The 14,526-nt window shown below is 67.5% G+C and carries 15 protein-coding genes; 14 read left to right on the forward strand and 1 reads right to left on the reverse strand.

Translation table 11 applies throughout. The features are described 5' to 3' along the window. The first annotated feature begins 99 nt into the window (after positions 1-99). From thrS to pdxT, 9 genes are all read left to right on the forward strand, one after another. On the forward strand, positions 100-2,151 hold the full coding sequence (gene thrS / locus SLQ31_RS12115) for a threonine--tRNA ligase (protein ID WP_319432559.1): 2,052 nt from the start codon (positions 100-102) through the stop codon (positions 2,149-2,151). Further along, a complete protein-coding gene (locus SLQ31_RS12120; protein ID WP_319432561.1) occupies positions 2,141-2,698 on the forward strand; it encodes an HIT domain-containing protein in 558 nt (185 codons plus the stop codon). Before thrS ends, SLQ31_RS12120 begins: the two co-directional genes overlap by 11 nt. Next, complete coding sequence (pgsA, locus tag SLQ31_RS12125; protein WP_319432563.1) at positions 2,695-3,375, forward strand: phosphatidylinositol phosphate synthase; 681 nt, start codon at positions 2,695-2,697, stop codon at positions 3,373-3,375. The genes SLQ31_RS12120 and pgsA overlap by 4 nt, the downstream gene beginning before the upstream one ends. Positions 3,376-3,416: 41 nt before the next feature. Further along, a complete protein-coding gene (locus tag SLQ31_RS12130) occupies positions 3,417-4,328 on the forward strand; it encodes a phosphatidylinositol mannoside acyltransferase (protein ID WP_413641970.1) in 912 nt (303 codons plus the stop codon). After that, a complete protein-coding gene (locus SLQ31_RS12135; RefSeq protein WP_319432565.1) occupies positions 4,328-5,452 on the forward strand; it encodes a glycosyltransferase family 4 protein in 1,125 nt (374 codons plus the stop codon). Before SLQ31_RS12130 ends, SLQ31_RS12135 begins: the two co-directional genes overlap by 1 nt. Continuing rightward, positions 5,452-6,504: an NUDIX hydrolase gene (locus SLQ31_RS12140; RefSeq protein WP_319432567.1), complete on the forward strand. Its 1,053-nt coding sequence runs from the start codon at positions 5,452-5,454 to the stop codon at positions 6,502-6,504. Before SLQ31_RS12135 ends, SLQ31_RS12140 begins: the two co-directional genes overlap by 1 nt. Before the next feature lie 71 nt (positions 6,505-6,575). Next, the gene (gene pdxS / locus SLQ31_RS12145) at positions 6,576-7,484 is read left to right on the forward strand and encodes a pyridoxal 5'-phosphate synthase lyase subunit PdxS (protein WP_319432569.1); all 909 of its coding nucleotides are present in this window, start codon (positions 6,576-6,578) and stop codon (positions 7,482-7,484) included. Then, positions 7,485-8,327: an acyl-CoA thioesterase II gene (gene tesB / locus SLQ31_RS12150; protein WP_319432571.1), complete on the forward strand. Its 843-nt coding sequence runs from the start codon at positions 7,485-7,487 to the stop codon at positions 8,325-8,327. A 32-nt stretch (positions 8,328-8,359) separates the two neighbouring features. Further along, positions 8,360-8,947 (forward strand): pyridoxal 5'-phosphate synthase glutaminase subunit PdxT, encoded by a 588-nt coding sequence (gene pdxT, locus SLQ31_RS12155; RefSeq protein ID WP_319433073.1) that lies wholly within the window; start codon positions 8,360-8,362, stop codon positions 8,945-8,947. 4 nt (positions 8,948-8,951) lie between these two features. Here the strand turns inward: pdxT and SLQ31_RS12160 are convergent, their stop codons facing one another. Further along, positions 8,952-10,058 (reverse strand): FAD-dependent monooxygenase, encoded by a 1,107-nt coding sequence (locus SLQ31_RS12160; RefSeq protein WP_319432573.1) that lies wholly within the window; start codon positions 10,056-10,058, stop codon positions 8,952-8,954. Positions 10,059-10,129: 71 nt separating this feature from the next. On the opposite strand from SLQ31_RS12160, the gene SLQ31_RS12165 reads away from it, so the two are divergent. The 5 genes from SLQ31_RS12165 to SLQ31_RS12185 all read left to right on the forward strand — a co-directional run bounded on the left by SLQ31_RS12165 (position 10,130) and on the right by SLQ31_RS12185 (position 14,470). Further along, the gene (locus SLQ31_RS12165) at positions 10,130-10,744 is read left to right on the forward strand and encodes a TetR/AcrR family transcriptional regulator (RefSeq protein ID WP_319432575.1); all 615 of its coding nucleotides are present in this window, start codon (positions 10,130-10,132) and stop codon (positions 10,742-10,744) included. Positions 10,745-10,849: 105 nt separating this feature from the next. Next, positions 10,850-12,685 carry a hypothetical protein gene (locus SLQ31_RS12170; RefSeq protein ID WP_319432577.1) on the forward strand — a complete coding sequence of 612 codons (1,836 nt, stop codon included), beginning with the start codon at positions 10,850-10,852 and terminating at the stop codon, positions 12,683-12,685. Next, positions 12,682-12,834 (forward strand): hypothetical protein, encoded by a 153-nt coding sequence (locus SLQ31_RS12175; RefSeq protein WP_319432579.1) that lies wholly within the window; start codon positions 12,682-12,684, stop codon positions 12,832-12,834. Before SLQ31_RS12170 ends, SLQ31_RS12175 begins: the two co-directional genes overlap by 4 nt. Positions 12,835-12,866: 32 nt before the next feature. Continuing rightward, positions 12,867-13,187 (forward strand): hypothetical protein, encoded by a 321-nt coding sequence (locus SLQ31_RS12180; protein ID WP_319433075.1) that lies wholly within the window; start codon positions 12,867-12,869, stop codon positions 13,185-13,187. Beyond that, positions 13,184-14,470 (forward strand): hypothetical protein, encoded by a 1,287-nt coding sequence (locus SLQ31_RS12185; RefSeq protein ID WP_319432580.1) that lies wholly within the window; start codon positions 13,184-13,186, stop codon positions 14,468-14,470. The genes SLQ31_RS12180 and SLQ31_RS12185 overlap by 4 nt, the downstream gene beginning before the upstream one ends. The last annotated feature ends 56 nt before the right edge of the window (positions 14,471-14,526 follow it).

Below are 14,526 nucleotides of genomic sequence, written 5' to 3' on the forward strand. Positions count from 1 at the left end.
CCCGATAGCATGGTCGCGTCCGACCGCGAGCGAGTGCGGCGGTGGTTTGCCACCGCCCGGTGACGCGGATGTAGTCAGATCAGCCGAAAGAGGCCAGCAATGAGCGCCCCCGCACACCCCGCCCCCGCAGCCCCGATCCGGGTGCCTGCCGGGACTACCGCGGGCGCTGCGGTGCGCGACGCAGGACTGCCGGGCCGCGGTGAACCCGGCGCGATCGTCGTCGTGCGCGACGGCGAGGACAAGCTGCACGATCTGAGCTGGACGCCCGACGCCGACGCCGAGGTCATCCCGGTGGCCGCCGACACCGACGAGGGCCGCAGCGTGATCCGCCATTCGGCCGCCCACGTGCTGGCTCAGGCGGTGCAGGAACTTTTCCCGCAGGCCAAACTCGGCATCGGCCCGCCGATCACCGACGGCTTCTACTACGACTTCGACGTGCCCGAGGCGTTCACGCCCGATGACCTCGAGGCGCTGGAGAAGCGGATGCGCAAGATCGTCAAGGACGGTCAGCTGTTCTCTCGGCGGGTCTACGAATCCAAAGACCAAGCGCGCGACGAACTCGCCGGCGAGCCCTACAAGCTCGAATTGGTCGACGACAAGTCCGGCGACGCCGACATCATGGAGGTCGGCGGTGATGAGCTGACCGCCTACGACAACCTCAATCCGCGTACCCGCGAACGTATTTGGGGTGACCTGTGCCGTGGTCCGCACATCCCCACCACCAAGGACATTCCCGCATTCAAGCTCACCCGAAGCTCGGCCGCGTACTGGCGCGGTGACCAGAACAACGCGAGCCTGCAACGCATCTACGGCACCGCGTGGGAGTCGCAGGAGGCCCTTGACCGGCACCTCGAGCTGATCGAGGAGGCCCAGCGCCGCGACCACCGCAGGCTCGGCGTCGAGTTGGACCTGTTCAGCTTCCCTGACGAATTGGGTTCCGGCCTACCGGTTTTCCACCCCAAGGGCGGTGTCATCCGGCGTGAGTTGGAGGACTATTCGCGCCGCAAACATCAGCAGGCCGGCTACGAGTTCGTCAACACCCCGCACATCACCAAGGAGCAGCTCTACATCACCTCGGGGCACCTTGAGTGGTACGCCGACGGCATGTTCCCGCCGATGCACATCGACGCCGAGTTCGATGCGGACGGCAAGCTGCGCAAGCCGGGGCAGGATTACTACCTCAAGCCGATGAACTGCCCGATGCACCATCTGATCTACCGGTCGCGGGGACGGTCTTATCGAGAACTTCCGTTGCGGCTCTTCGAGTTCGGCTCGGTGTACCGCTACGAGAAGTCCGGTGTGGTGCACGGCCTGACCCGGGTGCGCGGCATGACCCAGGACGACGCGCACATCTACACCACCCGCGAGCAGATGCGCGACGAGCTCGCCTCGCTGCTGCAGTTCGTGCTCGACCTGCTCGCCGATTACGGCCTCAATGATTTCTATCTGGAGCTCTCGACGAAGAACCCGGAGAAGTCCGTCGGCTCCGATGAGATGTGGGAAGAGGCCACCGAAACTCTGCGCGAGGTCGCCGAAGCGTCCGGTCTGCAGCTGGTGCCCGATCCCGGCGGTGCGGCGTTCTACGGACCCAAGATCTCCGTCCAGGTCAAGGACGCACTGGGCCGCAGCTGGCAGATGTCGACGATCCAGCTCGACTTCAACATGCCCGACCGCTTCGAGCTGGAGTACACCGCCGCCGACGGAACCCGTCAGCGCCCGGTGTTGATCCACCGCGCGCTGTTCGGTTCGATCGAGCGGTTCTTCGGCGTGCTCACCGAGCACTACGCGGGTGCCTTCCCGGTGTGGCTGGCGCCGGTACAGGTGGTCGGCATTCCCGTCGCCGATGCGCACGTGGCGTATCTGGAAGACGTTGCCGCCGAGCTGAAGTCACACGGCGTGCGGGTCGAGGTCGACACCAGCGACGACCGGCTGGCCAAGAAGATCGTCAACCACACGAACCAGAGGGTGCCGTTCATGCTGCTCGCGGGCGACCGTGACGTGGACGCGGGCGCGGTGAGCTTCCGCTTCGGTGACCGCACCCAGATCAACGGAGTGCCAAGGCATCAGGCGGTCGCGACGATCTTGAAGTGGATCGCTGACCGCGAGAATGCCGCGCCCACAGCCGAACTGGTGAAGGTCGATGGTGGCTGACGACGCGGACGCAATCATCGATCGGGGCATTGGGCAGCCGGACCGGCTCCAGCGCCTGTGGACGCCGCACCGGATGAGTTACATCCTGGACGTGCCCGCGCAGAAAAATTCATCCGAGCCCTCTCGCCCGTTCACCGACATCCCGACCCTGCCCGACGAAGATGGCCTGGTGGTCGCCCGCGGTGAGCAGGTCTACGTGGTGCTCAACCTCTACCCGTACAACCCCGGTCACCTGATGGTGGTGCCGTACCGGCAGGTGTCGGAGCTGGAGGATCTCACCACGGGGGAGAGCGCCGAGCTGATGGCCTTCACTCAGAAGGCGATTCGCGTCATCAAGTCGGTGTCGAGCCCGGACGGGTTCAACGTCGGGCTCAACCTCGGCAGGTCCGCGGGCGGTTCGCTGGCCGAGCATCTGCACATGCATGTGGTGCCGCGCTGGTCGGGCGACGCGAACTTCATCACGATCGTCGGTGAAACCAAAGTCATCCCGCAGCTGCTGCGCGACACCCGCAGGCTGCTCGCCGACGAGTGGGCCGGCCAGCCGTGAGCGACTTCTATCTGATGACCCGCGCCGCGTACGCCAAGCTCAGTACGCCGGTGGCCAAGGGTGCGTTGAAGGTTGGGCTGACCCCCGACATGGTGACCATCATCGGCACCGCCGGTTCGGTGCTGGCCGCACTGATCATGTTCCCGATCGGTCAGCTGTGGTGGGGCTCGGTGGCCGTGTTCGTCTTCGTGCTCGCCGACATGCTCGACGGCGCGATGGCGCGGGAACGCGGTGGCGGCACGCGGTTCGGGGCGGTCCTCGACGCCACCTGTGACCGGATCAGCGACGGCGCGATCTTCTGCGGGTTGCTGTGGTGGGTGACGTTCAGCATGCACAGCTCGTCGTTGACGGTGGCCACGATGATCTGCCTGGTGACTTCGCAGGTGATCTCCTACGTCAAAGCCCGGGCCGAGGCCAGTGGCCTCGAAGGCGGCGGCGGGTTGATCGAACGACCCGAGCGGCTGATCATCGTGCTGGTCGGCGCCGGATTCTCCGACCTGCCGTTCTTCCCGATGCCCGTGGTCCTCCCCATCGCCATGTGGCTGTTGGCGGTGCTCAGCCTGGTGACGGTGGGTCAGCGGGTGCACTCAGTGCGCTGCAGCCCCGGCGCCATGGACAAGATCGCGCCGGCCAGCCCGCAGACCGCAGGCGACGAGCCGACAGGCACCGAGCAGTGATCAGCACCCCGGGGCAGCTGTGGACGGCAGGCCGCAGCTGGCTGCCACGCGGCGAGGACATCAGCGACATCGGCTACGCCGCCGGCTGGCGGGTGGTGCGGGCATTGCCGGAGTTCGTGGCGCGCAACGCTTTCGACGCCGGCGCCTGGTACGCGGCGCAGGGCGGCGGGCCCGGGCAGCTGCGCAAGAACCTGGCCAGGGTGATCGGCACGACACCCGCCGAGGTGCCGGATGCGCTGGTTCGTGCTTCGCTGGCCTCGTACGCCCGATATTGGCGGGAGGCATTCCGGTTGCCAACGATGGACCACAAGACGTTGGGTCCCGAGCTCGACAAGTATGCGTTCGGCAAGGAACACATGGAGGGGCCGCTGGCCGCAGGCCGCGGCGCGATCCTCGCGCTGCCGCACAGCGGGAACTGGGATATGGCCGGTGTCTGGCTGGTCCAGCTGAACGGCACGTTCACCACGGTGGCCGAGCGGCTCAAGCCCGAGTCGCTCTACCGGCGGTTCCTCGACTATCGCGAGAGCCTCGGCTTCGAGGTGCTGCCGCTGACCGGCGGGGAGCGGCCCGCCTACGAGGTTCTGGTCGAGCGGCTCCAGGCCAACCGTGTGGTGTGCCTGATGGCTGAACGGGACCTGAGCCGCTCAGGCGTCCCCGTCGACCTGTTCGGGGAGGCCACCCGGATGCCCGCCGGCGCGGCCAAGCTCGCCTTGGACACCGGTGCGGCGCTGATCCCGGTGCACTCCTGGTTCACCGACGACGGGTGGGTCGTCGACCTCTACCCGGAGTTGGACTGCTCCAGCGGCGACGTCGGCGTCATCACGCAGGCGCTGGCCGACCGGTTCGGCGCCAATATCGCCGAGCACCCCGAGGATTGGCACATGCTGCAGCCGCAGTGGCTGGCTGATTTGTCCGATGAGCGACGGGCCCGCCTGGGGGACGGGACGAGCTGATGCGGATCGGCATGGTCTGCCCGTACTCGTTCGACGTTCCCGGCGGGGTGCAGTCGCACATCCTGCAGCTTGCCGAGGTGATGCGCGCCCGCGGCCACGAGGTCAGCGTGCTGGCGCCGTCGTCGCCGCACGTCGAGCTGCCCGAATACGTCGTCTCCGGTGGCAAGGCGGTACCGATTCCCTACAACGGCTCGGTGGCGCGGCTGCGGTTCGGCCCGGCCACCCACCGACAGGTCAAAAAGTGGCTCGCGCAGGGCGAATTCGACGTGCTGCATCTGCACGAACCCAACGCGCCGAGTCTGTCGATGCTGGCGCTGCAGGCCGCCGAGGGACCGATCGTCGCGACGTTCCACACCTCGACCACAAAGTCGTTGACGCTGAGCGTATTTCAGGGCATCTTGCGGCCGTATCACGAAAAGATCGTCGGCCGGATCGCGGTGTCCGACTTGGCCCGGCGCTGGCAGATGGAAGCGCTGGGCTCCGACGCCGTCGAGATTCCCAACGGCGTCGACGTGGCGGCCCTGAAGTCGGCGCCGCTGCTGGACGGCTATCCGCGGCAGGGCAAGACGGTGCTGTTCCTTGGGCGCTTCGACGAGCCGCGCAAAGGCATGGCGGTGTTGGTCGGTGCGCTGCCCACGCTGGTGGACCGGTTCGCTGACGTCGAGATCCTGATCGTCGGGCGCGGCGACGAGGAGGAGCTGCGGGGGGAATGCGGCGAGCTGGCCCATCACCTGCGCTTCCTCGGGCAGGTCGACGATGCCGAGAAGGCGTCCGCGCTGCGCAGCGCGGACGTTTATTGCGCTCCGCACACCGGCGGTGAAAGCTTCGGCATCGTGCTGGTTGAGGCGATGGCTGCGGGCACCCCGGTGGTGGCCAGCGACATCGACGCCTTCCGGCGGGTGCTGCTCGACGGCAAGGCGGGCCGGCTGGTTACCGTCGACGACTCCGAGGCGCTGGCCCAGGGACTGATCGAGGTGCTGGACAACGAGGCGCTGCGCAAGCGCTACGTGACGGCGGCCAATATCGCGGTGCGCCGCTATGACTGGCCGGTGGTGGCCGACCAGATCATGCGGGTGTACGAGACGGTCGCGGGCGCCGGGGTCAAGGTGCAGGTGGCTGGCTAATGGCGTGGCCGCTGTACTCGGTCTTGACGGCCGTCCTGATCGTCGCGCTGGTCGTCAGCGCGCTGCTGGCCCTGCAGACCGCCAACCGCCTGGACCGCCTGCACATCCGTTACGACCTGTCCTGGCAGGCGCTGGACGGGGCACTGGGTCGGCGCTCGGTGGTCGCGCGTGCGGTGGCTGCCGACACCTACCGAGGACGGCCTGAGGGCAAGCGGCTGGCCGCGCTCGCCGACGCTGCCGAGCGTGCGCCCCGGTCCGGGCGCGAAGCGGCCGAAAACGAGCTGTCGGCGGCGCTGGCGACGGTCGACCCGACGTCGATGCCGGTGGCGCTGGTCGCCGAGCTGGCCGACGCCGAGGCTCGGGTGCTGCTGGCCCGCCGGTTCCACAACGACGCCGTGCGCGACACCTTGGCCCTGCGGGAACGCCGCCCGGTCCGCTGGCTGCGGCTCGGCGGCACCGCGGCGCTCCCCACCTATTTCGAGATCGCCGAACGCGCAGGCCCGGCCCAAAACGACGACCCGGAGCGGGTGGACCGCCGCACGTCGGCGCGGGTGGTGCTGCTCGACGAACAGGGCGCGGTGCTGTTGTTCTGCGGGTCCGACCCGGCCGTGCCCGGCGGGCTGGCGCCGCGCTGGTGGTTCACCGTCGGCGGTCAGGCGTTACCGGGGGAGCGGCTGGTCGACGCCGCGGTCCGCGAGATCGCCGAAGAGACCGGGCTGCGGGTGGCGCCGGCTCAGATGGTCGGGCCGGTGTGGCGGCGCGATTCGCTGATCGACTTCAACGACACCGTGGTTTCGAGCCAGGAGTTCTATTTCGTGCATCGCACGGCCCGGTTCGAACCGACCGCGGCCGGGCGCACCCAGCTGGAGCTGCGGTACATTCACGGCCACCGCTGGTGTGACGCCGCGGCGATCGATCAGCTGGCCGCGGGTGGGCAGACGGTATATCCGCTGCAGCTCGGCGAGCTGCTCGAGGAAGCGAACCTGCTGGCCGACGGATTGGCCGACGGAGGCTCGGGCGGGTCGGTCACCGAGTTACACCCGATCCGCTGACAGCAAGTGGCGGGAAATCCAGTTTGGGGTCGCCCCTTAGACTGGATCCGTATCAAACGAAGGGACTGACAGTGGATACCAACGGCTCGGGTGGCCCCGCGCAGACCGGTACCGCTCGGGTCAAGCGCGGCATGGCGGAGATGCTCAAGGGCGGCGTCATCATGGATGTCGTCACCCCCGAGCAGGCGCGCATCGCCGAGGGCGCCGGAGCAGTGGCCGTCATGGCGCTGGAACGCGTCCCGGCTGACATCCGCGCGCAGGGCGGCGTGGCCCGGATGAGCGACCCCGATCTGATCGAGGGCATCATCGCCGCGGTCACGATCCCGGTGATGGCCAAGGCTCGCATCGGACACTTCGTCGAGGCGCAGATCCTGCAGAGCCTCGGCGTGGACTACGTCGACGAGTCCGAGGTGCTGACCCCCGCCGACTACACCCACCACATCGACAAGTGGCGCTTCACGGTGCCATTCGTCTGCGGGGCGACCAACCTGGGTGAGGCCCTGCGCCGCATCACCGAGGGCGCGGCGATGATCCGCTCCAAGGGTGAGGCCGGCACCGGCGACGTCTCCAACGCGACCACCCATATGCGAACCATCGGCGGGGAGATCCGGCGGCTGTCGTCGCTGTCCGAGGACGAGCTCTACGTCGCGGCCAAGGAGTTGCAGGCGCCCTACGACCTGGTCGCGGAGGTGGCCCGGGCCGGCAAGCTGCCGGTCACGATGTTCACCGCAGGCGGTATCGCCACCCCGGCCGACGCCGCGATGATGATGCAACTCGGTGCCGAAGGCGTCTTCGTCGGCTCGGGCATCTTCAAGTCCGGCGACCCCGCCCTGCGGGCCGCCGCCATCGTCAAGGCCACCACCTTCTTCGACGATCCCGACGTGCTTGCGCGGGTGTCGCGAGGGCTGGGTGAGCCCATGGTCGGAATCAACGTGGAGGAGATCGCGGAGCCGCACCGACTCGCTCAGCGCGGCTGGTAAATGGCGATCGAACAGATCCTCGATCTGGAGCAGCTCGAGGTCAACATTTACCGTGGGCAGGTATTCAGCCCCGAATCCGGTTTCCTGCAGCGCACTTTCGGCGGCCATGTCGCCGGGCAGTCACTGGTGTCCGCGGTGCGCACCGTCGATCCCGAGTTCCAGGTGCACTCGCTGCACGGCTACTTCCTGCGTCCCGGCGATGCCACCGCCCCGGCGGTGTACATCGTCGAGCGGCTGCGCGACGGTGGGTCATTCGTCACCCGTCGGGTCAACGCCATTCAGCACGGCGAGACCATCTTCTCGATGTCGGCGTCGTTCCAGAGCGACCAGAGCGGCATCGAGCACCAGGACGCGATGCCCGATGCGCCACCGCCCGACAATCTGCCCGGGTTCATCTCCAAGGGCGGGGTGTTCGACGAGGCGGGCTTTTCGCAGTTCGCCGAATGGGACGTCCGTATCGTCCCGCGCGACCAGGTGGCCCGGCTGCCGGGCAAGGCCTCTCAGCAGCAGGTGTGGTTCAAGCACACGGACCCACTGCCCGACGATCACGTGCTGCACATCTGCGCGCTGGCCTACATGAGCGATCTCACGCTGCTCGGCTCGGCGCAGGTCAGCCACCCCGAGGAGCGCAAACACCTGAATGTCGCCTCGCTGGATCACGCCATGTGGTTCATGCGGCCGTTCCGGGCCGATGAGTGGCTGCTCTACGACCAGTCCTCGCCGTCGTCGTGCGGCGGCCGTTCGCTCACCCAGGGCAAGATCTTCAATCGGTACGGCGAGATGGTCGCGGCCGTTATGCAGGAGGGGCTGACGCGCTACAAGCGCGGATACACCGGCCCGTGACTCTGCCCGATGTCGCCGGCCCAGCGGCTCCGGTGCGTGTCGGCGTGCTGGCACTGCAGGGCGACACCCGCGAGCACCTGGCTGCCCTGCGCGAGGCCGGTGCCGAGGTGTGCACGGTGCGCCGCCGCAGCGAGCTCGACAGCGTTGATGCCCTGGTGATCCCCGGTGGCGAATCGACGACGATGAGCCATCTGCTGCGCGAATTCGAGCTATTGGAGCCCCTGCGGCAACGCCTGGCCGATGGCATGCCGGCCTACGGTTCGTGCGCGGGGATGATTCTGCTGGCCACCGAGATCCTCGACGCCGGTGTTCCCGGCCGTGAGGCGGTGCCGCTGGGTGGTATCGATATGACGGTGCGGCGCAATGCTTTTGGACGTCAGGTGGACTCCTTCGAGGGCGATATCGCCTTCGAGGGCCTCGACGGACCCGCGCACGCGGTCTTCATCCGGGCGCCCTGGGTGGAGCGGGTCGGCCCGCAGGTGCAGGTCCTGGCGCGCGCCGGCGAGCACATCGTGGCGGTCCGGCAGGGCCGCGTGCTGGCCACCGCGTTTCACCCCGAGATGACCGGCGATCGGCGCGTGCACAAGCTGTTCGTCGACCTCGTCGCCGGCCGGGGCTGACGCCTTAACGAATCAGCGCACTCAATCGGCTGTTGCGGGCGTCGATCTCCTGCTGGGTGGCGGGCACCAGCACGTCGCCGCCCGGTCCCGCAGTGCCCTGCGCGTAGGTGACGTGCGGGAGCTGTTCGCGCTCGTAGTGATCGAACGCCGCAGCGACATCAGCGGGGTGGTCGCGCAGCGCCTCCGCGAGCAACCAGGCGCCGGTCATGGCCAGACTGGTGCCGCGACCGGACAGGGGAGACGCGCAGTACGCGGAATCCCCGACCAGCACAACGCGGCCCCGGTGCCACGTCGGCATCTGGATTTGGCTGACGGAGTCGAAGTAGAGCTCGGGATCGCCGACTGCCGCGTCGAGTAATTCGGGGATCTTCCATTCGTCGTGGCCCGCGAACGCGTCGAGCAGGATCTGCTTCTGCGCGGCAAGGTCGTGATAGTCGTAGTCGATCCATGGGGAGCGAAACATGAACACCCCCAACGCTTTATCGCGATACGCGGCGATGCCGACCATCCGCCCCGGGATGTTGTACATCGGGTTGCGGCGGTCGGGCTCGGCGTGGTTCGGCAGATCGGCCAGCGCCGTATAGAAGCCGAGGTGGCGCAGGAATTGACTCTCCGGGCCGAATACCAGGCCGCGAGTAGCCGAGTGCATGCCGTCCGCGCCGACGACGATGTCGTAACGCTGTCGCTCGCCCGAGGCGAATCGGACGTCCACGCCGTCGCCGTCGTCGTGTAGCTCGGCGATGAATTCGCCGGACGTCAGGCTTGTCGCCGGGTCGAGCGCATCGTGCAGAACCCTGGCGAGATCCTCGCGGGGAATCTCGGTGTCGTCGGGGGAGTCGTTGACCTCCGAGTCCGGCATCTCGGCGAGCGTCTCACCCGAGGCATCGACAAAGTGGATTCGCTCACTCATGTCGACGCGGTGGGCGCGAATCGCGTCGAGCACTCCCATCTGGTCCGCGACCGCGAGTGCGTCACCCCGGATGTCGATCGGAGATCCGTTGACTCGCACATGGTTCGCCCGCTCGATGATGCTCACATCGTGGCCAGCCGCACCGAGGGTGATTCCGGTGCTCAGACCCGCCATGCCTGCTCCAGAAACCAGAATGCGCATGCCGATCGAATCCTTCCGTTAAGATACAAAGCGTCTCTTATGGACCGTAGCCCGACTATTTAGGAAACGCAATGTCTCTTAAGGTGGATGCGCCGCCCGCCCAACGCCGTCGCGGTGAGGTGCTGGAGAAGGCGCTGCTGGACGCCGCGTGGGCGGAGCTGACCGAGACCGGATACGACGACCTGACCATCGATGCGGTCGCCACGCGCGCAGGCACCAGCCGTGCCGTGCTGTATCGGCGGTGGCCCACCAAACAGGATTTAGTGTTGGCGGCCCTGCTGGACCGCGTGAGATCGGATGCTGTCCCGACGCCGAACACCGGGTCGTTGCGCGGGGATGTCGTCGCGCTGCTGAAGGCGGCGAACGAACTTCGGGTGCGGATGGCCATCCTGGTGTTCACCCGGCTCGGTGGGTTCTATCGAGACGCCGATACCAACCTCGCCGAACTCGCCGCCGTCGTTCAGGGTGATCGGACCACCGTGCTCGACGACATCATCGAGCAGGCCGTTGCGCGGGGCGAGATCAAGCCGGGCCAGATCAGCGAGCGGGTGGCACGGGTGCCGGTCGAGTTGTTCCGCTACGAGCTGATGGTGCGACTGCAGCCCGTTCCCGACGACGTGCTCGAAGGGATCGTCGACGACGTATTTCTCCCTCTTGTCCACATGGCCGCCGCCGCAGCGGACTGACCTGCACAAAAGCCAGGAGTAGGAACCGCCGGTACCGGGTATCTTTCCCGGCGAATAGGGTACGTCAGTGATCGGCGCAGGCTTCTACAACGGGGTGGATCAACGATGATCGGTGAGCACAACACGACGGTTCTGGCCGAGGCGTCCGAGGGCGGCGGCGCGGCACTGGATCAGGTGATCGGACTGTCGGCCGTCGCAGCGGTGGTGACCGCCGTGCTGCTCTGGATCGGCTACCAGCACCGCAACCGCCGCATCACCTGGCTCACCAACATCGCCGAGCGCGCCGGCAACAAGTTCAAGCGGCCGCCCTGGGTGGCGGTGAGCATCATGCTGTTCTCGGCGACGCTGATCTGCGCGCTGTTCGGCTTCATCTGGGACGTCAGCCTGCACATCGGCAAGGGCCGCGACCCCGGACCGCTGGCCAACCCGGCGCATTACTTCATCCTGTTCGGGTTGTTCCTGCTGTTCATCGCCGGTGTGCTAGCCGTGCTGCTGCCCTACGACAAGCCGGGATCGGCCGCAGTGCGGATCACCCGGCACTGGTACGCCCCGGTCGGGGGACTGCTGATGGCCGGCTGCGGGCTCTACGCGCTGATCGGCTTCCCGCTGGACGACGTGTGGCACCGGATCTTCGGCCAAGACGTCACCCTGTGGGGACCGACGCACCTGATGCTGATCGGCGGTGCGGGCCTGTCCCTGATCGCCGTGCTGTATCTGGAGTACGAGGGTCGCCGGGCGGTCGGGCCCGACGGGCCGCCCGACAGCCGGTTCGTGACGTTCCTCCAGTACCTGTCGTTCGGCGGCCTGGTGGTCGGGCTGTCGGTCTTCCAGATCGAATACGACTTCGGCGTCGAACAGTTCCGGTTGGTGCTGCAGCCGATGATGATCGCCGCCGCCGCCGCGCTGGCACTGGTTGCGGCACGGTTGACCCTCGGTCGCGGCGCGGCGATTATCGCCGCGGTTCTGGCGATCGCGCTGCGCGGCGGCGTCGCGCTGGTCGTCGGTCCGATCCTGGGTGCGCCCACCAGCTGGTTCCCGCTGTACCTCGGGCCTGCGCTGGTCGTCGAAATCCTCGCGCTCACCCCGTTGGCCAAGCGGCCCATCGTCTTTGGCGCCGTCGCCGGTCTGGGTGTCGGCACCGTCGGCCTGTGGCTGGAGTCGCTGTGGGTCGGCGCGGTGTACCACTATCCGTGGCCGACGAGCATGTGGGGCGAGGCGCTGGCGATGGCGGTTCCCGTCGCGGTCCTGATGGGCCTGTGCGGTGCGCTGCTGGCGATGATCCTCACCGGCCAGCGCCTGCCGCGGCCCGCGATCGGGATCACCGTCGTCGTCCTGACCGTGCTGGCCATCGGCGGTGCCGTCACCAACGGACTGCGCACCGAGGTGCCCCAATCCGACACGGCCACAATCACGTTGACCGATCTACCCAGCCCGCCCGGGCAACGGATGGTGAACGCGGACGTACGGATCAATCCGCCGGACCTGGTCAGCGACAACCCGAATTGGGTGTCGATCCTGTCCTGGCAGGGCGGCCTGGCCAATGATCGTGGGCTGGTGATCGATCGGCTCGAACGGGTCGGGCCGGGCCACTACCGGTCCACCCAGCCGGTTCCGATCTGGGGGCAATGGAAGACGCTGTTGCGGGTGCAGGACGGCACGACGATGGCCGGTGTGCCGATCTACCTGCCGGCTGACCCGGGCATCAACGCACAGGCGGTGCCCGCCGAACTGACTAGCACCCGCCCGTTCGTCCCGGAGATCACGATCCTGCAGCGCGAACGCAATCTGAATCACCCGACGTGGCTGTTTGCCGCCGCAGGAGTGGTGGTGCTGATCTGCACGCTCATCCTGATCGCCGCGCTGACGTGGGGCGGCGGCCGGATCAACCGCACCGAGGAGGAGCCCGCACGCCTCGGTGAACCGGTGGGACCGCAGGTGTGATCATCACCTACGGCGCCCACCACATGCTGGTGCTGGCGCTGCCCGCCCTGACGCCTGCCGTCATCGTCGTCGGCGTGGTGTTGTTCATCGCAATCCGTGACCGTCGCCGCGGCGATGTCGACGCCGATTCGGAAAGGGACGAAAAGTGAAGGTGTCCAACCTTATTGCGGTCACGGCCATGATGGCGGCCGCGGTGGCGTGTGGCTCGACCAAACCGCCCGTGCCGCAGGCGGCCGGTCCGGTCGTCGAGATCACCGTCGCCCATGGCACGGTAACCCCCACCAACGCGACGGTGACCGCAAAGGTGGGCCAGCCGATCACGTTGCGGGTCAACAGCGATGCCGACGACGAACTGCACGTGCACTCCACGCCCGACCACGAGTTCGAGGTCGCGGCCAAACCCGAGCAGGAATTCTCGTTCACCGTCGACGTTCCGGGCAGCGTCGCGGTCGAACTGCACCACCTCGATCGGACGGTGGCCACCATCCAAGTCCAGCCGTGACACAACCGAGCGTCGCGGTCCTGGCGCATGGCCTCGGCGGCTCGACCGATCTGCCGATCCCGTACGCGTACGCACTCATCGGCGCGGCCTGGGCACTGACGCTCACCTTCGCTGTGGTGGTATTCGCCTGGCGCAAACCCCGTTTCGATCCCGACCGCCCGGGGCGCCCGCTGCCACAGTGGATTACCGCCGCGGCCGATTCACCGATCACCCGGTGGACGGTGCGCGGCCTTGGCCTACTGCTGGCGGTGTGGGTGGTCGTCGTCGGTGTCTTCGGGCCGCAGAATGCGGGCAATGCGCTGCCGGGCGCGTTCTACGTGCTGCTGTGGGTCGGAGTGCCGGCCGCCTCCGTGCTGATCGGCCCGGTGTGGCGGCTGATCTCACCGCTGCGCACCATCCGCCGCCTGCTCCCGGTGAGTGCGCCGCGCCGCTACCCGGACACGTGGGGATACTGGCCGGGCGCGGCGGGTCTGCTGGCGTTCGTGTGGCTGGAACTGGCCAGCCCGGACCCTGGCTCGTTGCGCGCCATCAAGATCTGGCTGGCCTGCTACGTCGTCATCACGCTCGGCGGTGCGCTGCTGTGCGGGCAGCGCTGGCTCGCTCGGGCTGATCCGTTCGAGGTCTACAGCGTCGTGGCATCGCGGCTCGCGGTGTTCGGCCGCAACCATGACAGCGGGCGGCTCACGGTGGTCAACCCGTTCAACCATCTGCTGACACTGCCGGTGCGGCCGGGAACGGTTGCGGTGCTGGCGGTTCTGCTGGGATCCACGGCGTTCGACAGCTTCTCCGCCAGTCCGGACTGGCGGAATTTCGCCGATGGTCTTGCGATCAATCCGGCCGTCACCCGCAGCGTCGGGTTGGTGGTGTTCGTTTCCGTGGTGGCGGCCACCTTCTGGGGTGCCGCACAGGCCGTCGGCGGGGTGGACCGCGCCCGTCGTCGCGAGCTGCCCGGGCTGATGGCCCATTCACTGATCCCGATCGTCGTCGGATACGTGTTCGCGCACTATCTTTCGTATCTGGTCGAGCGCGGGCAGCAGACGGTGGTTGCACTGCTGGGCATTCCCGGCGTCGAGGTGAGCTACGTGTTGTCCGCGCACCCTTCGGTGTTGGCCACCCTCAAGGTGTGTTTCGTGGTGGCCGGGCACATCGCCGGTGTGGTCGCCGCCCACGACAGTGCGATTCGGCTGCTGCCGAAGGGTCATCAGATCACCGGGCAGCTAATGATGATGTTGACGATGGTGACCTACACTTTCACCGGCCTGTACCTGCTTTTCGGTGGTTAGCGGCGCCAATTCTTCGGCTGACGTTTAGGTGACGTCAATCTGGGCAAACCCGTCCT

The organism is Mycobacterium sp. RTGN5 (assembly GCF_033804465.1).
In the GTDB taxonomy this organism is placed as follows: domain Bacteria; phylum Actinomycetota; class Actinomycetes; order Mycobacteriales; family Mycobacteriaceae; genus Mycobacterium.

Coding starts and splice junctions, on each gene's coding strand:
- thrS (WP_319432559.1), top strand. CDS start 100: ATGAGCGCCCCCGCACACCCCGCCCCCGCAGCCCCGATCCGGGTGCCT.
- SLQ31_RS12120 (WP_319432561.1), top strand. CDS start 2,141: ATGGTGGCTGACGACGCGGACGCAATCATCGATCGGGGCATTGGGCAG.
- SLQ31_RS12135 (WP_319432565.1), top strand. CDS start 4,328: ATGCGGATCGGCATGGTCTGCCCGTACTCGTTCGACGTTCCCGGCGGG.
- SLQ31_RS12140 (WP_319432567.1), top strand. CDS start 5,452: ATGGCGTGGCCGCTGTACTCGGTCTTGACGGCCGTCCTGATCGTCGCG.
- tesB (WP_319432571.1), top strand. CDS start 7,485: ATGGCGATCGAACAGATCCTCGATCTGGAGCAGCTCGAGGTCAACATT.
- SLQ31_RS12160 (WP_319432573.1), bottom strand. CDS start 10,058: ATGCGCATTCTGGTTTCTGGAGCAGGCATGGCGGGTCTGAGCACCGGA.
- SLQ31_RS12165 (WP_319432575.1), top strand. CDS start 10,130: ATGTCTCTTAAGGTGGATGCGCCGCCCGCCCAACGCCGTCGCGGTGAG.
- SLQ31_RS12170 (WP_319432577.1), top strand. CDS start 10,850: ATGATCGGTGAGCACAACACGACGGTTCTGGCCGAGGCGTCCGAGGGC.
- SLQ31_RS12180 (WP_319433075.1), top strand. CDS start 12,867: ATGGCGGCCGCGGTGGCGTGTGGCTCGACCAAACCGCCCGTGCCGCAG.